The sequence below is a fragment of the Parabacteroides sp. AF17-3 genome, assembly GCF_003635445.1.
Taxonomy (GTDB): domain Bacteria; phylum Bacteroidota; class Bacteroidia; order Bacteroidales; family Tannerellaceae; genus Parabacteroides; species Parabacteroides goldsteinii.
This window is the reverse complement of record NZ_QTMM01000011.1, coordinates 196,973-219,140: the sequence shown is the minus strand read 5'-3', so window position 1 is coordinate 219,140 and position 22,168 is coordinate 196,973. Positions and strand designations below refer to the sequence as shown.

17 protein-coding genes are annotated in these 22,168 nt (G+C 44.7%); 12 read left to right on the top strand and 5 right to left on the bottom strand.

Annotation, left to right across the window (positions count from 1 at the left end; translation table 11 throughout):
* Positions 1-56 precede the first annotated feature (56 nt).
* The 4 genes from DWW91_RS15995 (at position 57) to DWW91_RS15980 (ending at position 7,031) form a co-directional block, all read left to right on the top strand.
* Positions 57-1,712, top strand: a complete 1,656-nt coding sequence (locus DWW91_RS15995) for a bifunctional aspartate transaminase/aspartate 4-decarboxylase (RefSeq protein WP_007653544.1) — start codon at positions 57-59, stop codon at positions 1,710-1,712.
* 273 nt (positions 1,713-1,985) lie between these two features.
* Entirely contained in the window at positions 1,986-4,235 is a 2,250-nt protein-coding gene (locus DWW91_RS15990) for an aconitate hydratase (RefSeq protein WP_046146872.1), read from the top strand.
* Positions 4,236-4,404: 169 nt separating this feature from the next.
* A complete protein-coding gene (icd, locus tag DWW91_RS15985; protein ID WP_122328335.1) occupies positions 4,405-5,664 on the top strand; it encodes an NADP-dependent isocitrate dehydrogenase in 1,260 nt (419 codons plus the stop codon).
* Between the two features lie 20 nt (positions 5,665-5,684).
* A complete protein-coding gene (locus DWW91_RS15980; protein WP_007653552.1) occupies positions 5,685-7,031 on the top strand; it encodes a citrate/2-methylcitrate synthase in 1,347 nt (448 codons plus the stop codon).
* Positions 7,032-7,146: 115 nt separating this feature from the next.
* Here the strand turns inward: DWW91_RS15980 and DWW91_RS15975 are convergent, their stop codons facing one another.
* The 4 genes from DWW91_RS15975 to DWW91_RS15960 form a co-directional block, all read right to left on the bottom strand.
* Entirely contained in the window at positions 7,147-8,388 is a 1,242-nt protein-coding gene (locus tag DWW91_RS15975; protein WP_010803449.1) for an Hsp70 family protein, read from the bottom strand.
* A gap of 85 nt (positions 8,389-8,473) precedes the next feature.
* Positions 8,474-10,240, bottom strand: coding sequence for a cell wall metabolism sensor histidine kinase WalK (locus DWW91_RS15970; protein WP_122328308.1), 1,767 nt, complete (start codon positions 10,238-10,240; stop codon positions 8,474-8,476).
* 15 nt (positions 10,241-10,255) lie between these two features.
* Positions 10,256-10,942, bottom strand: coding sequence for a response regulator transcription factor (locus DWW91_RS15965; RefSeq protein WP_007653558.1), 687 nt, complete (start codon positions 10,940-10,942; stop codon positions 10,256-10,258).
* 213 nt (positions 10,943-11,155) lie between these two features.
* Entirely contained in the window at positions 11,156-11,437 is a 282-nt protein-coding gene (locus DWW91_RS15960; protein WP_007653559.1) for an HU family DNA-binding protein, read from the bottom strand.
* Positions 11,438-12,090: 653 nt separating this feature from the next.
* Here DWW91_RS15960 and DWW91_RS15955 point away from each other — a divergent pair.
* The 8 genes from DWW91_RS15955 to DWW91_RS15920 are packed head-to-tail and all read left to right on the top strand — an operon-like array spanning position 12,091 to position 21,766.
* On the top strand, positions 12,091-14,211 hold the full coding sequence (locus DWW91_RS15955) for a KamA family radical SAM protein (protein WP_122328334.1): 2,121 nt from the start codon (positions 12,091-12,093) through the stop codon (positions 14,209-14,211).
* Positions 14,212-14,246: 35 nt separating this feature from the next.
* Positions 14,247-14,789: a ferredoxin domain-containing protein gene (locus DWW91_RS15950; RefSeq protein WP_007659143.1), complete on the top strand. Its 543-nt coding sequence runs from the start codon at positions 14,247-14,249 to the stop codon at positions 14,787-14,789.
* A 35-nt stretch (positions 14,790-14,824) separates the two neighbouring features.
* Complete coding sequence (locus DWW91_RS15945; RefSeq protein ID WP_007659146.1) at positions 14,825-15,781, top strand: hypothetical protein; 957 nt, start codon at positions 14,825-14,827, stop codon at positions 15,779-15,781.
* Between the two features lie 34 nt (positions 15,782-15,815).
* On the top strand, positions 15,816-17,189 hold the full coding sequence (radA, locus tag DWW91_RS15940) for a DNA repair protein RadA (protein ID WP_122328307.1): 1,374 nt from the start codon (positions 15,816-15,818) through the stop codon (positions 17,187-17,189).
* A gap of 12 nt (positions 17,190-17,201) precedes the next feature.
* Positions 17,202-18,986, top strand: a complete 1,785-nt coding sequence (locus DWW91_RS15935) for a hypothetical protein (protein WP_010803447.1) — start codon at positions 17,202-17,204, stop codon at positions 18,984-18,986.
* Entirely contained in the window at positions 18,983-19,681 is a 699-nt protein-coding gene (locus tag DWW91_RS15930) for an outer membrane beta-barrel protein (protein ID WP_007659151.1), read from the top strand. Before DWW91_RS15935 ends, DWW91_RS15930 begins: the two co-directional genes overlap by 4 nt.
* A 6-nt stretch (positions 19,682-19,687) precedes the next feature.
* Positions 19,688-21,268, top strand: a complete 1,581-nt coding sequence (locus DWW91_RS15925; RefSeq protein WP_007659155.1) for an NAD(P)/FAD-dependent oxidoreductase — start codon at positions 19,688-19,690, stop codon at positions 21,266-21,268.
* Between the two features lie 54 nt (positions 21,269-21,322).
* Positions 21,323-21,766: a VOC family protein gene (locus tag DWW91_RS15920; RefSeq protein ID WP_122328306.1), complete on the top strand. Its 444-nt coding sequence runs from the start codon at positions 21,323-21,325 to the stop codon at positions 21,764-21,766.
* A 6-nt stretch (positions 21,767-21,772) separates the two neighbouring features.
* On the opposite strand, the gene DWW91_RS15915 is transcribed toward DWW91_RS15920, so the two are convergent.
* Positions 21,773-22,165 carry a hypothetical protein gene (locus tag DWW91_RS15915; RefSeq protein WP_007659163.1) on the bottom strand — a complete coding sequence of 131 codons (393 nt, stop codon included), beginning with the start codon at positions 22,163-22,165 and terminating at the stop codon, positions 21,773-21,775.
* Between the last annotated feature and the right edge of the window lie 3 nt (positions 22,166-22,168).

Genomic DNA, 22,168 nt, shown 5'->3' with positions numbered 1-22,168 from the left:
AGATAGTTCAATTCTGATAAAAATAGAAATTAATAATCATACATATAATATATAATATGGAAGAAAACAATAAAATCGTAGTCACCCGTGAATACGAAAAGAAAATGTCGGAGATCAGTCCGTTCGAATTAAAGGACATACTGATCCGGTTAGCCGATGAGAGTGCCCGTAAGAGTACCCACATCATGTTGAATGCCGGTCGTGGCAACCCGAACTGGATTGCTACCACGCCACGCGAAGCCTTTTTTCTACTCGGCCAGTTTGCTCTGGAAGAATGCCGTCGCGGGGTTAAACTGGAAGACGGTATGGTCGGTCTTGCCGGCGTTCCCCAGAAACCAAGTATCGCCTATCGGTTCAGGGAGTTTCTTGATAAACAAGAGGGAACACCTGGTTCCGAACTTTTACGTGATACCTATAATTATATGGTACGTGTAAAGAATGTTGATGAAAACGACCTGGTACATGAGTGGGCAGAAGGTGTGATTGGTGACCAGTATCCTGTTCCCGACCGTATTTTGAAATATACGGAAGTATTGGTGCGTGATTATCTGGATCAGGCATTGTGTAACAACCAGCCGCCCAAAGGTAAATTCGATTTGTTTGCCACCGAGGGCGGTACGGCTGCCATGTGTTACATCTTCGACTCCCTTCAACAGAACTTCCTGTTGAATAAAGGAGACAAGATCGTCCTGTTTGCTCCGGTCTTTACTCCTTATATAGAAATACCCGAACAGGCCCGTTATCTGTTTGATGTAACGGAAATACATGCGCTGAAAATGACGGGTGACGGATATCATACCTGGCAATATCAGGAAAAAGATCTGGATGTATTGAAGGATCCGTCTGTTAAGGCTGCCTTTATTGTCAATCCGAGTAATCCGCCTTCTTATGCTTTGACACCCGGATTGACGGAGCGTATTGTCGATATCGTTACCAATTATAATCCCAACCTGATGATTATTACCGACGATGTATATGCCACTTATGTGCATGGTTTCCGTTCCCTGATGGCTGAGCTTCCTGATAATACATTGTGCGTTTATTCTTTCTCCAAGTATTTCGGTGCGACAGGCTGGCGTCTGGCAGTCATCTCTTTGCATGAAGATAACATCTATGACCGTATGATTGCCGCATTGCCTGATGATAAGAAAGAAGCATTGGCAAAACGTTACAGCAGTATCATGCTCGACCCCTCAAAGATGAAGTTTATCGACCGCATGGTTGCTGATAGCCGTCAGGTCGCACTTAATCATACATCCGGACTTTCCCTGCCACAGCAGACACAGATGTCTTTGTTTGCCTCTTTCTCCTTGCTGGATTCCGAGAACCTGTATCAGTCCCGCATGATCGACATCATTCACGAACGCCTGCACACCCTTTGGAAAAGTTCAGGATTTACCCTGCTGGATGATCCTCTCCGTGCCGGTTATTACAGTGAAATAGATATGGAAGTGTGGGCAAAGAAATTCTATGGAGACGATTTCTTCGAATATCTGAAAGCCAACTACGAACCGGTCGATGTCGTGTTCCGCCTGGCACAGGAAACATCGCTTGTCCTGTTGAACGGCGGAGGCTTCGATGCTCCCGAATGGTCTATCCGTGCTTCGCTGGCTAATCTGAAAACGGAAGACTATGTCCGGATCGGCGAGGGGATCGCTTCCATCCTTCATAGTTATGCCGCGAAATGGCAAGAATCGACAAAAGATAAATAAGTTAAGAATAGTTTATATATCGTTGAACAAAATAAGTTCGCCGCGCGTTTTATAAATGAACGTGAGGCGAACTTTCTTATTTGTATAGACAACCTCTATCGGGTCATAGACATTATTGAATAAAAGGTGTTTTATTTATATATACATTTGTTAATGACAAAATAGAAATGCAAAATGATATGATGTCTTATATATTACATTCTTTACGACATGGAATTTTTTTATTTGCATATACAAGCTTTTTGATAAACAAACAACTAATAAGATTATAATATGGTGTACGACATTGAAATGCTGAGAAGCTTTTATTCCAATTTCCCGAAAAGGGTAGATGTGGCCCGCGAAAAGATCGGTCGTCCGATGACTCTGGCCGAGAAAATCTTATATGCTCATTTATATGACGAAAAGGCATTACGCCTGTTCAGGCGTGGAGACGATTATGTGAACTTCCGTCCCGATCGTGTGGCGATGCAGGATGCAACGGCCCAGATGGCATTGTTGCAGTTCATGAATGCTGGAAAAAAGAAATCCGCTGTCCCGGCAACTGTTCATTGCGATCACCTGATCCAGGCGAATATCGGTGCGAAAGCAGATATTGAAACAGCAACAAAAGGGAACAGCGAAGTGTATGATTTTCTGAAATCCGTATCCGATAAGTTCGGTATCGGTTTCTGGAAACCCGGTGCAGGAATTATCCACCAGGTGGTGTTGGAAAACTATGCCTTCCCCGGCGGAATGATGGTCGGAACAGACTCGCACACGCCGAATGCCGGCGGATTGGGAATGGTAGCCATCGGTGTCGGTGGTGCCGATGCCGTCGATGTAATGACCGGGATGGAATGGGAACTGAAGATGCCGAAACTGATCGGTGTCAAGCTGACCGGACGTCTGAGCGGCTGGGCTTCACCGAAAGACGTTATCCTGAAACTAGCCGGTATCCTGACCGTAAAGGGCGGGACGAATGCCATTATCGAATATTTCGGAGAAGGTGCTTCCTCTATTTCCGCTACAGGAAAAGCGACAATCTGTAACATGGGTGCCGAAGTGGGTGCCACTACTTCATTATTCCCGTACGATCTGAATATGGCAACTTATCTGCGTGCCACTGGCCGAGATACCGTTGCAGCCTGGGCCGATGCTATCCAGGATTATCTGGAAGCCGATATGGAAGTAAGGGCACAGCCGGATGAATATTATGACCGCGTGATCGTCATCAACCTGTCCGAACTGGAACCGCATATCAATGGCCCGTTCACTCCGGATGCAGCAACGCCTATCTCTGAGTTTGCCGCGAAGGTAAAAGCAAACGGCTATCCCCGCCAGATGGAAGTCGGCCTGATCGGTTCATGTACGAACTCCTCTTATCAGGATTTAAGCCGTGCCGCCTCTATCGCCCGGCAGGCTTTTGAAGATAAAATACCTGTCGCTTCCCCGCTGATCATCAATCCGGGATCGGAACAGATCCGTTATACAGCCGAACGTGACGGTATCATCGGTGACTTTGAAAAGCTCGGTGCCACCATCATGGCAAACGCCTGCGGTCCGTGTATCGGCCAGTGGAAACGTCATACCGACGATAATACCCGTAAAAATTCAATCGTAACCTCCTTTAACCGTAATTTCGCCAAACGTGCAGACGGTAATCCGAATACACATGCTTTTGTCGCTTCCCCGGAACTGACGCTAGCATTGACCATTGCCGGTGACCTTTGTTTCAATCCGTTGACGGATACATTGAAGACCGAAGACGGTCGCGAAGTAAAACTCCGTGAGCCGCAGGGAACTGATTTCCCGCCCAAAGGTTTTGATGTAAAAGATAACGGTTATCTGGCTCCGACCGGAAAAGATGTGGAAGTAAAGATCAGTCCCGATTCAAACCGTTTGCAGGTGTTGCATCCTTTTGCTCCGTGGGATGGAAACGATTTGCTGGAAATGCCTCTTTTGATCAAGGCTTCGGGTAAATGTACGACAGACCATATTTCGATGGCCGGTCCGTGGCTCCGTTTCCGTGGTCATCTGGAAAATATATCCGACAATATGCTGATGGGGGCGGTGAACGCTTTCAACGGTCAGACGAATGCCGTATTGAACCAGTTGAATAATACGTATGAAGCTGTCTCCGCCGTTGCCAAACAGTATAAGGCGAAAGGCATTTCATCCATCGTGGTTGCCGAAGAGAACTACGGTGAAGGCTCCTCCCGTGAACACGCCGCTATGGAACCCCGTTTCCTGAATGTGAAAGTGATCCTTGCCAAAAGTTTTGCCCGCATCCATGAAACGAACCTGAAAAAGCAGGGAATGCTTGCCCTGACCTTTGCCGACAAAGACGATTACGATAAGATTCGTGAAAACGATCACATCTCCATCATCGGTTTGAAAGAGTTCACACCGGGCAAGCCATTAACTGCTATCGTATTGCATGCAGATGGCACACAGGAATCATTCCCTGTAAATCACACGTACAATGATTTGCAAATCCGATGGTTCAAGTCCGGATCAGCATTGAATATGGCACATGTATAGAAATAATTGGACTATCCCGTTCCCGTGCTTGACACGGGAACGCAAAGGCACAGACCGTATCCTATATGTATCTTTTGATACTGCTGGTTCTTCTGCGGCCCCGTGTCAAGCACGGGGACAAGATAGCTCAAAACTGATAAAGACTGAACAAAATTAATAAACTATCATGATGAATAAAATAACAAAACAAAACGACCGTCTGATCGTCCCGGACAAAGTAACCATTCCTTTTATCGAAGGTGACGGAGTGGGAGCGGAGATCACTCCGGTCAGCCAGAAAATTGTAAACGCCGCCATCGAAAAAGCATATGGCGGCCGGCGCTCTATCGAATGGAAAGAAGTATTGGCTGGCGAAAAGGCGTTCAATCAAACAGGCAGTTGGCTGCCCGACGAAACAATGGATGCTTTCCGCGAATATATGGTCGGTATCAAAGGTCCGCTGACTACTCCCATCGGCGGCGGTATCCGTTCCCTGAACGTGGCTTTACGGCAGACACTCGACCTGTACGTTTGCCTGCGTCCCGTCCGCTGGTTTAAAGGTGTCGTCTCTCCGGTACGTGAACCGCAGAAGGTCGATATGTATATCTTCCGTGAGAATACGGAAGATATCTATGCCGGTATCGAATGGCTGCAAGGAACACCTGAAGCAGCAAAATTCCTTCAGTTCCTGACGGAAGAAATGGGAGTGACGAAAGTACGTTTCCCGGAAACTTCTTCATTCGGTGTGAAACCTGTATCGGTAGAAGGAACCGAACGGCTGGTGCGTGCCGCCATCGAATTTGCCCTGACCAATCAGTTGCCGAGTGTAACACTGGTGCACAAAGGAAATATCATGAAGTTCACTGAGGGCGGTTTCAAACTCTGGGGATATGCTCTGGCGGAACGCGAGTTTGGCGACAAGACATTCACCTGGCCGCAATACGAAAAGATCAAAAAGGAAAAGGGTGAAGCCGAAGCCGCCAAAGCGCTGGCAGAAGCATCGGCTGCCGGAAAGGTCATTATCAAAGATGTGATTGCCGATGCTTTCCTGCAAAATACCTTATTGATCCCGGAAGAATACTCCGTTATTGCGACGCTCAACCTGAACGGCGATTATATCTCCGACCAATTGGCCGCCATGGTAGGTGGCATCGGAATCGCACCAGGTGCCAATATCAACTACAACAGCGGTTATGCTATTTTCGAAGCGACGCATGGCACGGCACCTAATATTGCCGGAAAGAATATCGTGAACCCGTCTTCCCTCTTACTCTCCTCCGTGATGATGCTTGAATATATGGGTTGGAACGAAGCTGCCAACCTGATCACGGCTGCCATGGAAAAGGCTTTCTCGAAAGGAGAAGCAACGAATGACCTGGCACGTTTTATGCCGGAAGGAAAATCTCTTGGCACCAAAGAATTTGGTGATTGTATCATATCTTTATTGTAACCTCGTAAAAATAACTCGTGATGAAAAAAGAATATCTTATTTACAAACTGTCGGATGCGTCAAAAGATGCTTGCAAGATTGATAACGAACTGTTTCCGATGTACAACGTGAAACGTGGTCTGCGTAACGAGGACGGCAGCGGGGTGTTGGTCGGCCTGACCAAGATCGGTAATGTAGTTGGTTACGAACGCCTGCCGGATAACGGTGGCCTGAAAGCTATTCCCGGTAAACTGTTTTACAGAGGTTACGATGTGGAGGACCTGGCTCATGCCCTGATCAAAGAAAAACGTTTCGGTTTTGAGGAGGTAGCTTATCTGTTGCTTTCCGGAAAGTTGCCCGATAAAGAAGAGTTAGCCTCTTTCAAAGGGCTGATCTGCGATAATATGCCGTTGGAACAGAAAACCAAGATGAATATCCTTGACCTGGAAGGACAGAATATCATGAATATCCTTGCCCGTAGTGTTTTGGAAATGTATACGTTCGATCCGAATCCTGACGATACTTCCCGTGACAACCTGATGCGCCAGTCCATCGAACTGATCTCGCGTTTCCCGACCATTATAGCGTATGCTTATAATATTTATCGTCATAGTACACACGGCCGTTCCCTGCATATCCGCCATCCGCACGAAAACCTTTCGCTTGCAGAAAACTTCCTGCATATGCTGAAAAAAGACTTTACGGAACTGGATGCCCGTACACTTGACCTGTTGCTTGTTTTGCAAGCCGAGCACGGTGGCGGTAATAACTCGACCTTTACAGTCCGTGTAACCAGTTCGACCGGAACGGATACCTATTCTTCTATTGCAGCCGGTATCGGTTCGTTGAAAGGTCCGTTGCACGGTGGTGCCAATATCCAGGTTGTCGATATGTTCCATCATCTGAAAGAGAACATTGGCGACTGGAAGAATGTGGATGAAATCGATACTTATTTCATGCGTATGCTGAACAAAGAGGCTTATAACAAGACCGGCCTGATTTACGGTATCGGTCATGCCGTCTATACAATTTCCGATCCGCGTGCCGTTGTTTTGAAAGAACTGGCTCGTGACCTGGCTAAAGAAAAAGGACGTGAAGAAGAATTTGCCTTCCTCGAACTGCTGGAAGAACGTGCCATCGAATGTTTCGCCAAACATAAAGGAACGAAGAAACGTGTTTCTTCAAACGTGGACTTTTATTCAGGCTTTGTGTATGAAATGATCGGTTTGCCGCAGGAAATCTATACACCGCTGTTTGCTATGGCCCGTATCGTAGGTTGGACTGCCCATCGCATTGAAGAATTACATTTCGATGGAAAACGTATTATCCGTCCGGCTTATAAGAATGTGTTGGATGAACAGGTATATGTTCCGATCAAGGAACGTTGATCTTCGTAGTTCCCTGCCCTGGAAACTGCAATTTCCTAGGCAGGGAACTACTGTTTCATTAGGGTGAAACTCGCGTTTCCTGCTTAGGAAACCAGACGGTCTCCGGCAGCGGAAGTTAGTAACTCAAGGATAACCCGTAAGCTACACTATTAAAAGTATTCCCCGTACGTATCTTATCTTTTCCGAAGATGCGGTAAAGTATCTCCCTTACCGGAATGACAAGGCTGCTACCTCCTGTGATAAAGACGGAGTCGATATCTGCTGCGTTATATTGCGCTGTGTCCAGTATTTTCAGGATATATCGTTCGATCTCGGTAGTATGCCGTTCGATGATCGTAGCAAACTCACCGGGCGTGAAAGGCTCATGTATATGGATTGTCTCTTTTTCAAAGTCGATTGTTGTATCTTCTCCGGTCGAGAGGTTTATTTTGGATTGCTCGATTCCTTTGAACAGGGAGAAGACATAGTTATTATCGATCAAAACTCTTACATTATCTATCTTAGGATTGTTGCCTGAGAGATGGTAGTAGTTATCCATCGAACGGCGCAGTTTGCTCTCCTTCAACATAAATGTCCTTTCCCAGTTTTTCAGTTCGCGGTAGAGAATGGAAGGTATTTCAATCTCTTTATCGTACGATTGGTATTTTACGCCCCGGCCCAGATGGGGAGTCACTTTGTACCACATGATTTCCGAATCGAACAAGTCACCGCCGATATAGACACCACCGTGAGCGATGATATCGTCTTTGCGGTCTTCCTTACGGATTTTATCGGGAGAAAGGTTCATGATGGTAAAGTCGGAAGTACCGCCACCGAGGTCGGCAACCAGTACGTTTTCGCTATGGTCGAGCCGTTGCTCATAGGAGAGGGCGGCGGCAATCGGTTCCAATTGTAATTTGATGTTTCTGAAACCGGCGTTACGGGCGGCAAGCGTCAGGCGGTTGACTGCCAAAGTCTCTTGCTTGGGGTCTTCCGAAAAAACGGCAGGTCTTCCAAGTATCACATCCGTGATTTCCGCTCCGGCGAAGGCTTCCGCTTTCTCTTTCAAATGGCGGATGATGCAGGTAACGAGTTGATCGGGCGTCATTCTTTTACCGAATATCCAGGTAGAAAGAAACTTGTCCTGGCGGAGCAGCGTCTTGACGGATTTCAGCAGACGCCCGGTCATCTCTTCTTCAATATATTTATCCTGGGCCTCTTTACCCACATAGTATTTCATCTCGTTTGTGTCCGGAAAATACAGAATGGAACTTTCGCTATACGAAAATACTTCTTTCCGTGTTGCTTTGTCTGTCAGCGATATAATGGAATTTGATGTTCCGAAGTCCAGACCGCATGTCAACTCGTTTATATTCATCTTTGCCTTGTTTTTTATAGGAAAATAGGGCGCGAAGATATAAAATACGACACATTTTTATACTATATATACCTGTAATTTATGTTTATAATTTTTTCTTCAGGGTAAAGAAGAAGGTCACTCCTTTGCCCGGACTACTCTTTGCCGAAATCTGTCCTTTATGGAAATTAACCCCATTCTTGACGATAGACAATCCCAGTCCTGTTCCGCCGACTTTGCGGCTACGTCCTTTATCCACCCGATAGAACCGTTCGAAGATGCGGTTGATATGTTCTTCCGAAATACCCACACCGTTATCAGCGAAACTGAAATAATAAAATTTCGGATCTTCTTTATAACAGTTCACGGTTATTTGGCTTCCTTCTCCGGCATATGCGATCGCATTGTCGTAGAGGTTACGGAAAATGGAATACAATAGGGAGTAATTGCCATGTATCGTAGGATCGCCCGGCAGAATAACTTCAGATGTGATCTGTTTTTCTTCCATCTCTTTCGAACATTCCTTCTGGATCTCGACGATCAGTTTCGGGATATTTATGTCGGACAAGTCGAACATTTCGGACGCCTCGTCCAAACGGTTCAGTACAGAGATGTCACGTAATAATCCGGTCAGGCGCGTACTCTGTGAGTAGCAACGTTCCAGGAAGAACTGGCGTTTGTCGGGAGTAAGTTCCGGATTGCTGATAATCGTTTCCAGATATCCCTGAATGCTGCTGACGGGTGTTTTCAGTTCGTGGGCGACATTCTGGGTAAGCTGGCGTTTCATCCGGCTCTCTTCTTCCTGGCGTGAAATATCATTGATGGATATTTCGTAGCTGTTATCCAGGAACAGGATACATTCGATCAGAAATATTTTCCCGTTTTTATCGATCGTTACAGATTCGCGTAACACTTTCCGTTTCCGGTTCATATTAGGGATATTTTTATTAAGGAAAGCCTTAATGGGTTCAAGTTCCCGGATATCCTGGGCATCTTCAGCCTGACGGATCTGATTGTCGGAAATAACATTTAAGAACTGGATGAACAGGATATTCGACAATATCTCTTTCCCTTCGGCGGTAAACATGGCGAATCCTTCTTTGGCGTACTGGAAATGCTTTATCAGCTTTTCACGTTCCATGGAAAGCTCGTCTTTGGCCTTTTGTTGCCGGTGATACAGTGTGACAATGTTCTTTGAGATATCTCCCAGTTCATCGTTGGGGAAGATATAATCGTTTTCCGGTATCCGGTCCTTTTCTATGTTCAGGGCAAAGTCCCGTAGCTTGGATATGGTCCGTCCGATACTGAATGTAAAGCGGGAGAGGACAAAGAAAAAGATCAATGTCATCAGTATCATAAAATAGATGAAGTCCTTATCCGTGGATAAGGCACTTTGCACATAAGGATCATAAGGGAGCGCCGAACGGTAGATATAACTGCCTATATTGCTGGCCGAATAAAAATACCGTCTGCCCGTCGATCCCGAGGTGCGGATGGCAAAGCCTTCATTATACAAACGGGCTTTGCGCACTTCGCTACGATCGTTATGGTTGTTGAATTCTTCTGTCCTGCTATTATCGAACAAGACTTTTCCGTTGGGATCGATAATGGTGACACGCAATTCTTTTTGCGGAATATCTTCGATAAATTGCCTTACCGTCTTCTTAATGTCGGTATCCTGTTGGGTACGGCTAAATAATTGGTAATTGTAGTTACTCAATACATTATTCAACTTCTCCTGCGAAAATTCCCGTTCCCGTTGGTATTGAAACAACAGGAAGCAAACTGTAAATCCAAGGAACATCACAAAAATCGACCAGAATAACCGCTGGCTGAAAGGTATCCGGTTTTTCATCTTTTCTACTCTTACCATGATTAAATAACAGGATTAGTACTCAAAACAATAACCGAAGCCGAGTCGGGTAACGATGTTTTTTCCGTAAGGGCCTATCTTTTTACGCAGACGGGTAATGTTTACGTCGATTGTTCGATCCAGCACATATACTTCATCTTTCCAGATACGGGACAGGATCTCTTCACGTGAGAAAACATTTCCTTTATTCTCCAGCAGTAATTTCAAAATCTCGAATTCTTTTTTGGTCAGCGGGACTTCCTTGCCGTCTACCGATGCTTTAATGCGTTTGGGATCGAGTGCTAATGTTTCATATTCGAGAAGTTCGTTCGTCTCGTTTTTCTCTTTATCGGTCGTTCTCCGTAATACAGCCTTAACACGTGCGACAACCTGGCGGATCGAAAAAGGTTTTGAAATATAATCGTCCGCTCCCAGGTTAAAGCCTGTCAGCATATCGTTTTCAGTATCTTTGGCTGTCAGAAATATGATCGGTATATCAGCCGTGCTTTCTTCTTTTCTTAATATACTCGCCATCTTGAATCCGGAGATTTCTCCCATCATAACATCGAGCAAAAGCAACTGATAGACAGACAGGTCCTTTTTTAATGCTTCTTCCGCACTAAAAGCCGTATCCACTTCATAACCTTCTATTTCAAGATTGAATTTGAGGATTTCGCACAAGTCCTCTTCGTCATCCACAACAAGAATTCGGGGCATATCCATAGTCTTTTTTATTTAATTTGAAATGAATAATTCATTCCTTTGTTTACAAAATTAATTATTTTCTGCAAAGGAAGGCATTTGGTATTTCGGTTGAATGAAATATATGTTACGATTCTGTTACATCAGCCGTTTTTGTCTAGGGGGGAGAAAAGAACAACGTCCGTGCTATTGGTATAGTCCGGACGTTCATTTTACATATGGAGTGGTTTGGTTTTATTTGCTACCGTTCATAGCCTCCAGCAGGAATTTACCTGGTTTGAACTTTACTGTTGTTCTTGCCGGGATCTGTACCGGAGTACCTGTTTTAGGATTACGAGCCAAACGGCTGTTTTGCGGTCTGGGTAATAATGTACCAAAACCAACGATAGATATTTCTTCGTTCTGGGACATTTTTTCTGTTACGATCTCCATGTAAGCTTCCAAGACCTTTTTAGCCTTTTGTTTTTTTAAACCGGCTTTTTCAGCCAACTCTACAATAAGTTCTGCTTTGTTCATAGGTATTATTGTTTTAATGATTAATACTGTTGCAAAATTAGTGAAAAAAATTACTATAGAAAAGTTTTTTGCAAATTCTGCTTACTTTATGTTTCAAAGTGAGAGGTTGGTTAAGACAAGATGACGATAAGTTGTTGTAAATATAATAGTCATGTTTTATTTAATGAGTTTGTAATAAGACTTTTTAGAAGGATATAATAAACCTGTTTGTAATATACATCTATGAAAGAATGTGAAAAATAAAAAAGTCTACTTTCACAAGTAGACTTTTTTAATACTTATAATGACCAATACCTTTACCTAAAATGTGAGGCTTGAGCCTCTAAAATTACTTTTCACAAAGATATAAATAGTTTTTGAAGATTGCAAGTGAAAACATATATTTTTCAAGCTTTCTATGAAGTGTAAAATACCTGGTTTCTTGTGGAATGCTAAAAATGAAATCAAAATGTAGTAAAATAGCCACATAAATATCATTTTGCTTTAAATATTTCTCTTATTAGAATGTTTTAAAAGTGGATATTCATCGTTTTCCGATTAAAAATATTATATTTGTGGACAAGTGTAAGTGTATATCCCCGGATATAATCTCTCCCTATGTGAGTGGCATGATTGTAATATTACTCTAATCAATATAAAAAGCAGCGATGTTTATGATTAAAAGAAAAGAACTAACGTACGACAATTCTTATTTACTAAAAGTGTTTAACAGGGACTTTCCTCATTTGGTGACAATGGCGGAAGAGAGCCAGAACATAAAATTGTTCAGGGAGGCTCTGCGCTCATTCGTTTCTTCCCGGATTGAAATCAACGGAGGTGGCAGTAATATGGGAAATGCCGTGGCGAAGCGTATTTTACTTTTAATCGAATATGACGGGTCTCCTATTGATGAACTTTCAACAGGTGAGGAGTTGTCTGTGCAAACAATCACTTATTTCTGGCAATTACTGACGGGAAAGCTGGCAGACGAAGTTTCTCCCGACCTGTTTATTGACCTTTATCATCAGTTCAAGTTACTGGAGCATCCCGAGAGCATCGAACCGGACCGTTCCCTGGTTAAGCGTCAGATGCATCGTTGGCCGACCGGTTTGGATGAAGAAGTGGTGGCAATCCGTGAAGCAAATAAAGACCGTATTATAAAACGGCTTATACGGAAGATAGAGCGCAGGAGTGCACCGTCATCCCGTTATCAGTTTTTACCGGAGATGACTTACGAAGAAAAATATAATCAGGTACAGGAATGGTGGAACACTGCCCGTTTCCATCTGGCATTGGCTATCAAGAGTCCGACGGAACTGAATTATTTTCTGGGTGAATCCCTCTCGGAAGAGATGATGCAGCTGTTGGCCCGTGCCAGAAAGAAAGGTATGCCGTTTTTTGTTACACCTTATTATTTATCCTTGCTGAATCCGGGAACGGAAGGCTATGATGACAACACGATTCGTTCGTATGTCCTTTATTCAGATGAACTGGTTGACACATACGGTCATATAAAAGCCTGGGAAAAAGAGGATATCGTGGAAGCCGGTAAGCCGAATGCCGCCGGATGGCTTTTGCCTGAAGGTCATAATATCCACCGCCGTTATCCGGAAGTGGCCATTCTTATTCCTGATTCGATGGGAAGAGCCTGCGGAGGCTTATGTGCTTCTTGTCAGCGCATGTATGATTTCCAGAGCGAACGTCTTAATTTCGATTTTGAAGCATTGAAACCCAAGGAAACCTGGGATAAGAAACTCCGTCGTTTGATGCATTACTTTGAAGAAGATGCCCAGTTGCGGGATATTCTGATTACCGGAGGTGACGCCCTGATGAGCCAGAATGCTACTTTGCGTAAGATATTGGAAGCTGTCTATAAAATGGCTGTCCGTAAACGTAAAGCGAATGAAGAACGGCCCGAGGGTAAAAAATATGCCGAGTTGCAGCGGGTTCGCTTAGGTTCGCGTTTGCTGGCTTATCTGCCGTTGCGCATTACAGATGAACTTGTGGAAATTTTGAAAGAATTTAAAGAGAAGGCTTCTGCTATCGGAGTCTCCCAGTTTATTATTCAAACCCACTTCCAATCTCCTTTGGAAGTAACTCCCGAAGCCAAACGTGCTATAAAAGCGATATTGGATGCCGGATGGGTGATAACGAACCAATTGGTTTATACGGTTGCAGCTTCCCGGCGCGGACATACTGCCAAACTGCGGCAGACGCTTAATTCCGTCGGTGTGATTTGCTATTATACGTTCTCGGTAAAAGGGTTTAATGAAAACTATGCCGTGTTTACCCCGAACAGCCGTTCGCTTCAGGAACAATATGAAGAAAAGATTTTTGGCCTGGTTCCCGAAGATAAACTCGCCGAATTGGATGATATTGTCACCAATAAACGCCCGTTAGGAAGAAAATTGTATAATTTCTTGAGAGAGAATCATTTGTTGTTTGCTGCAACAGACCGTAGTGTCTTGAATCTGCCGGCTATTGGTAAAAGTATGACTTTTAAAACAGTAGGTCTCACCGCTGAAGGAAAACGAATCCTGAAGTTTGACCATGATACCGGACGCCGGCATAGCCCTATCATCAATAAGATGGGGGAAGTATATATCGTAGAGAACAAGTCGGTAGCCGCTTATTTGCGTCAATTGGAAGAAATGGGAGAGGACGTTAAAGAATATCGCAGCATCTGGAATTATTGCGAAGGAGTGACCGAACCGCGTTTCAGTCTGTACGAATATCCGGATTATCCGTTCGCCATCACAGAAAAGATGACTAATCTTGAACTCGAAAACGAGTAAAAGTGTATCTTTGTTCCTGCTAAACCAATAAAGAAATGATACAAAACGAAAGAGAAATACGGCACGAACATGTGTTAGAGGCTGTCCGTCAGATGATGACGGCTGCTCGTACGGCTCCCAAAGGTAAGGGGATTGACATTATAGAGATTGCAATGGTTACCGGTGAAGATATACAACGTTTGTCTGACGAGATGCTGAAACTGGCAGCAGAAACCGGATTTAAGTTTATTTTGCGTGATGCGGATAATATTTTGAGTGCGGAGGCTATTGTGATATTGGGTACACGCCAGCAGGTGCAGGGACTGAACTGTGCTCATTGCGGTTTTGAAACGTGTGTGGAGAAGCCGGCAGAAGTACCTTGTGCGATCAACTCGGTCGATTTGGGAATCGCCATCGGTTCTGCTTGTGCGACGGCTTCCGATTTGCGACTGGATACCCGTGTGATGTTTAGTGCCGGGATGGCTGCCCAACGTCTGGGATGGCTGGGCGAGAGCAAGAGCGTAATGGCTATCCCTGTCAGTGCCTCTTCGAAGAACCCGTTCTTTGACCGCAAACCCAAAGAACAACCTGTGAAATAATTAGCTGGAATTTGGACAAATAATTCGATGACTCTATGATAAAGTTTGACAACAAACTTGAGATACGTTATTCATTTAACGATAAATCCGCTTATATGGATGCCTGGATTAAGCACCGGTGTGAAAAAGAGATACTCTCCATGCTGCGTGTCCTGGCCGATTTGCTGGATGTGAAGATGACTGCTCATTGCGAACCCTTTTCACAAGAAGGTGGATACCGCGTCGTATGGCCGATAGCAGGCGAAAGTTCGCGTTCTATCTCTGTCGTATTAAATATTCTGATGCAGGTACTGACCCGGCCTACTTTGTCTGTCGGAGGGCAGCCTTTGGTTGACCGGACCAATTCGGATGAAGAGAATATGCAGAAGGAAATCTCGCTTTTGAAGCGTTCGCTTAAACTGAAACAGGCCGGTGCCCTGATACCCCGTGAGTTGGTGGAACTGCTGGCATCCTGGCCGAAGTTCTGTAAATATAAATCCAATTTCTATGAAGCGTTGCGTGGGTATCCGAAAGTGACAAAGATTAATGTACGCGAACTGAATGAAAATAACCGTAGCCGTTCCGGTTCTCTGGAGGTGAAACGTGAACAGTTCGATTATTTCATCCTTCGTTCGGACGACCTGCCGACTATCAAAGACAATAAAGCGACCATCGAAATTATCTCGCCGGTATTGAAAGATAGCCGTTACCGTTGGAAAGGTATCTATAATAAAGGCGGGGAGACAATCGACTTCTACATGTGCGATGAAGATTTCAAGAAGCAGATGTTCGACGAGAAGATTTCTTTCACCAGCGGCATGTGTATCGACTGTGTGCTGGAAATCGCTCGTAAGCTAAGTGAATTGGGCGAGACAATTAACATCAGCTATACGGTAACGACTGTAATCCGTACCCGTTTCGACAAACTGGAAATTGTTACTCCGCAAGGCAAGCGCCATCTGCGTAAGCTGGAGGCGGAGAAGAAACAACTTACACTCGACTTATTTGGCTAACTTTTCCTATCTTTACGCCAAATCTTAAAGATGTATGGCTAAGACAAAAACAGTATATGTCTGCTCCAATTGCGGAGCAGACTCTCCTAAGTGGGTCGGTAAATGTCCGAATTGCGGCGAATGGAACACCTATGTGGAAGAAATCGTTGCAACCAAAGAATCTTCTGCAAAACGTATTATTCCCGGTATAACAGAAACGGGTAAAGTACGTCCCGTCCTGTTACGTGATATTACCTCCGAAGAAGAATCCCGGATTGATTTGAAAGATGAAGAACTGAACCGTGTCCTGGGAGGCGGTTTGGTGAAAGGCTCGTTGGTGCTGATTGGCGGTGAACCGGGTATCGGTAAGTCGACTTTAGTCCTGCAAACAGTTCTGGGATTGAACAATCTCAAGACATTATATGTATCGGGTGAGGAAAGCAGTCGCCAGCTGAAACTGCGTGCCGACCGTATCGCCCACGAAAATCCGGAATGCTTCATTCTGAGTGAAACGAATCTGGAACAGATATTTGTCCAGGCCCGTAACGTCCAGCCTGATTTACTGATTATAGACTCTATCCAGACAATCTATACAGAACTCGTTGAATCTTCTCCCGGCAGCGTCTCACAGGTTCGTGAGTGTAGTGCAGCAATCCTTAAATATGCCAAAGAGAGCGGTGTCCCTGTTCTGCTGATAGGCCATATTAATAAAGAAGGAAGTATTGCCGGGCCGAAAGTACTGGAACATATTGTCGATACCGTTCTTCAGTTTGAAGGCGATCAACATTATATGTACCGTATTCTCCGGAGTATCAAAAACCGTTTCGGCAGCACGGCTGAATTGGGTATTTATGAGATGCGTCAGGATGGCTTGCGTGAAGTCAGCAACCCGTCCGAGTTGTTGCTGACACAGAACCATGAAGGATTGAGCGGTGTGGCAATTGCTGCCGCCATCGAAGGCATACGTCCTTTCCTGATAGAAACACAGGCGCTGGTAAGTTCGGCTGTCTATGGAACTCCGCAACGCAGTGCGACGGGTTTTGATTTGCGAAGAATGAATATGCTGCTGGCTGTGTTGGAGAAACGTGCCGGATTCAAGCTGATACAGAAAGACGTGTTCCTGAACATTGCCGGGGGACTGAAGGTCAACGACCCGGCTATCGACCTGGCTGTTATCAGCGCTATCCTTTCGTCGAGTCTCGATATCAGTATCGAACAAGGCGTTTGTATGTGTGGCGAGGTCGGCTTGTCGGGCGAAATCCGTCCGGTCAACCGCATCGAACAACGGATTCTGGAAGCAGAGAAGCTGGGCTTTTCACGCATCATCATCCCTCACAATAACCTGAAAGGGTTTGATACGAATAAATGTAAGATACAAATCGTACAGGTCAGAAAGGTGGAAGAAGCTTTCCGGCATTTGTTCGGTTAAATCCTTTTTATTATGGATAGTAAATTAATTTGTTATTTGTGTTGTATCTGTTTGCTTTGGAGTTGTGAATATAAGATACATGAAAATTTTGTTGATATCGAGAAACCTCAGGATTCGGCAAATGCCAGTATTGATTTGAATGCTGTTACCGACGGGCAGACAATTTTAATCAATAAAGAGACGGAATTAAATTATTCGTTGACAGCATTCGGTAAAGATATCAAAGGACTAAAGTTTAAAATGGGCGATATCGTTTGGAGTGATTCGGATTTGCAACCTAATGGTTCTCTGATGATTTCCTCATCGACTTTCCCTTCCGGGAATTATACGTTAACCTGTGAGTGTTATTCCCCGACAGGTAGCGGTAGTATTGCCGACCAAATGGAAATAGAAGGATATTCTTTCAAGATGAGTTGGCCGGTAATTATCGACTATAGTATGGAATTGCCCTCTATTATATCACAGGGAGTTAGTGTTGACGGGTATTTGACCTTGAACTGGGCGGAACCGGTTCTTTCCCATCTTGAGTTACAGTCGTACACCATTACCGGCGGTTCTGAAGGATACACGGTCGATGTGACTGTTCCTGCCGGAAATACTTCGTGGACGGATAAGAATAATCTGGGGGCGGAATCGGTTTATAATATCCGGATGAACCTGCGTGACGGAAATACGACATTGGTCTGGCCAATGGGAGAGGTTAAAATGCCGGATGCCATTCGGTATTATATTGTTAAAGCTGATATAGAAGAGACAGTGGTGGCTTGGGAAACCCCTTATCCGGCCGATATTTCTGTTCGGTTGGATGACGGAACTGTTTTCAGGCCGGATGACGGGAAGGCGACAGTGTCATTGCCGCCCGGCGAGTTCGGTTCGATGACAACGACTTATAACGCCCGCTTGGTTCTTGTTTCTACAGAAGATCCGGGTAAGACTACATTCAGGGAATTGCAGGTCGGATCGCCCGGAATTTTTCAGTATGAATCACGGGGTGCGAGATGGGTATATAACCGGATGACGGGTTGTCTGTATGCCCAAGAGCCGGGTTCTTTGCGATGTTATTCTACCGATGGCGAACTGTTATCGTCCGATAACCGAAGTTCCGGGTGGGGAGTGTTCAGCTCTCCGGTATCCGGCAGGGTTGTTACCGATGGTAATCCGGCGAATGTTTTTGATGGTCGGACATTGGCATTGTTGAATAGTGTAGATTGTGAAGGCTATTCTTCTCTTTTAGGTATAAATGCAGCAGATGAATTGATTTATTGTGCCTACAAGGGTGATGGAAGCGGGGCTATTCTGCATTTCTCAACATTGGAGGGCGAACATTTGGCTGCTATACCTTCGAATGCTTTGACTCCTCAAATGTCGGTCGACGGTAAATATCTGATGTATGAGGATGGGTTCGATCAGAAACTGATCATATTGAATAATCATCAGATTGTTGCAGACACCAAAATGCCGTATTCTTATGGAACTTATTGGAAAAGCATGCTTCATCCGGTACATCCCGATCAATTGCTGATCGCCTACGACGATTATGTGGAGGTGATTCATTTGCCGGATTTCAAGAGAATCAAGATTATACGGAAAGACATGTACGCGCAACTGGTTAATGTCGATCCGTTAACCGGCAATTTGTTGATTTACAATAGTAATAATCTCAAAGTCCTTTCTCCCGAAGGAGAAGTGTTGTTCACATTAAAAACAGCGTCGTGGATTTATCCCCTTTTGTTAGGTAATACTTTATTGTCGTTCGACGGATATATATTGAACATTGAAAAATACTTGCAGAAATGATACGGATTTATATAATAACTATAATATGTCTGTTGGCAACATTGTCATTGCAGGCTCAGGAGTTGACCCTGGAATATAATGTCGGTTTTGCAACTTATAAAATGGGAGATATGAAGTCGTTGCTCGACGAAGCAAAACCTTCTTTGAACCATGTTAAAACAACCGATAACTTTCCTGGTTATATAACTCATCAGGCTAAATTGGGGCTTGAATGGAGGAAATTGCATCAGGCCGGATTATTACTTGATTTTATGAATACTGTAGGCAATAAAGGAGTCTCTGACTATTCAGCGTCTTACAACTTTACTATTCGTACGAAAGGAGTTCGTTTAGGAGGATTTTATCGTTTTGCTTTACCGGATTTTTCGGAATGTATCGTGAGGCCTTATTTGCAGTTTTCAACCGGCGTTGTTTTTAATAACGGTACTGTCGAGGAGGAAGTTACTTTAGCGGAAAGACCAAAAGAAATAATAGACTCCGAATCTCTTGACGGAACAAACTTTTTTATTGAACCTGCTGTTGGTGCAAAGATACGGATACATAAGAAACTCGCATTGAATATAAATGTCGGTTATGAATTTGATCTGACAAAACGATTCAGGAACAAAGGCCAGTCGCTTACGATAGCTCCCGATTGGAGTGGTTTGCGCCTTCAGGGAGGTATTATCTATTATATCCCATTAACAAGCAAATAAACAGATATGATACAAGAATTACAACTCCGCATCCTGCCGGAGGAGGCTGTGAATGAGCAATCATTGAAACAGGTGGTGGCGCATGAAACCGGTGCTCAGCCAAAAGATATTCAGGCCGTGCGTGTATTGAAACGTTCTATCGATGCCCGTCAGCGTACGATTTATGTGAATGTCAAGCTACGTGTATTTATTAATGAACAACCGGAAGAGCCGGAATATCAGTCGGTAGAATATAAAGATGTATCCGGAGGGAAACAGGTCGTTGTTGTCGGTGCCGGGCCGGGTGGTTTGTTTGCTGCCCTTCGCCTGATTGAATTGGGACTGCGTCCGGTGATTATCGAGCGGGGGAAAAACGTTCGTGAACGGAAGAAAGATATTGCCCTGATCAGTCGCGAACATACGGTAAACAGTGAATCGAATTACAGTTTCGGTGAAGGTGGTGCCGGAGCCTATTCCGATGGTAAATTATATACCCGCAGCAAGAAACGCGGTTCGGTAGACAAGATATTAAATGTTTTTTGCCAGCACGGAGCGAGTACCTCTATTCTGGCCGATGCCCATCCGCATATCGGTACGGACAAGCTCCCCCGGGTGATAGAAAATATCCGTGAGCAGATTATCCGTTGTGGCGGTGAAGTGCATTTTGAAACCCGTATGGATGCCTTGATCCTGAAAGAGGACGAAGTGATCGGTGTGGAGACGAATACCGGAAAGACTTTTTACGGTCCGGTAATCCTGGCAACCGGACATTCGGCACGTGACGTTTACAGATACCTTTATCAGCAGCAGATTCCGATAGAGGCGAAAGGTATTGCGGTAGGCGTCCGCCTGGAGCATCCGCAGGAACTGATCGACCAGATACAGTATCATCGCAGGGAGGGAAGGGGCAAGTATCTTCCGGCTGCCGAGTACAGTTTCGTTACCCAGTCGAACGGGAGGGGCGTTTATTCATTCTGTATGTGTCCCGGCGGGTTTGTCGTTCCGGCGGCGAGCGGTCCGAAGCAGGTCGTCGTGAATGGGATGTCTCCCTCTAATCGTGGTTCCCGTTGGTCTAACTCCGGAATGGTGGTCGAAATTCGTCCGGAAGATTATACCGAACTGATGAAACATGAAGAAGTGACGGTCCCGGCTGATTCGCCACTGGCTTTGATGGCCTTTCAGGAACGGCTGGAAGAAGTCTGCTGGTTGAACGGAGGCATGAAACAGACGGCACCGGCACAGCGTATGAACGATTTTGTAAACAAGAAAAACTCCTTCGATCTGCCTGTTTCCTCTTATACTCCCGGTTTGCTGGCTTCTCCGCTTCATTTCTGGATGCCGGAATTTGTAACCCGCCGTTTGCGTGAAGGTTTTCGTTATTTCGGAAAGGTATCGAAAGGCTTTCTTACCAATGAAGCACTGATGATCGGTGTCGAAACACGAACTTCTTCTCCCGTCCGTATTCTTCGGGACCGTGACACCTATCAGCATGTTACGATAAAAGGACTTTTCCCTTGCGGGGAAGGAGCCGGTTATGCAGGTGGTATTGTGTCGGCTGCGATCGATGGGGAACGTTGCGCGGAAGGAGTGGCGGCATTGGAAAAGTAACAGTTGCCAACTGAATAAAGAAATACTATTTGATAAATTTTAGAAAGAACAATTATGAGGTTTAGTAATGTAAGATTATTAGTCAAAGACTACAAAAAATGTTTTAATTTTTATGCCGGGCAGCTTGGTTTAGAGCCTGCTTGGGGAGATGAAAACAGTGGTTATGCAAGTTTTAAAGTAGCAGATGGAATAGAAGGATTTGCTCTTTTTGTATCCGACTGGATGGCTCCGTCAGTGGGCAATGCAGATAAAGAATTACCTGTGGGATTTCGAGAGAAATCACTTGTATCATTCAGTGTGGATAATGTCGATAACACTTATATGATTCTGAAAGATAAGGGTGTGATATTCGTTAATGAACCAACCGATATGGCTGATTGGGGAGCGCGCACAGTACATCTGCGTGATCCCGAAGATAATTTAATAGAACTTTTTTCACCCTTAGCTCCGGAACAATATAGCGAAGAATTAATAGAAGAAAATAAGAAATTCCAGTAAATAGAATTATTCTTTCAGCCGTTCCTCGATCTCGTTCAGCAAATTGACCCTTTCCAGCGAGAACGTACTGTCATGTGCTTGCAGGTATTCCAGCAATTCTTTAGCCCGCAGGAGTATTTGCGGTTGGTTTTCCGGTTGGAGGTAACTGTCCTCGATCAGGGTCTTGATTGCTATTTCAAGGCGTAACACACCGCCGTTATCTTCATTGTCCAGAGAACGGAGAATCTCTTCGGGAGATGTGGTCATCAGGAAATCCTGATCCAGTTTGAGTGAACTGTAGACCGTTTGTATTAACTCCGGATTTTTACGGGCAGCGTTAGCATTCCGGTTGAAGATGATCTGGGCGATCACTTTGCCCAGTTCTTCTATCTGGACCATGATAAAGTCTCTTTTTAACATATA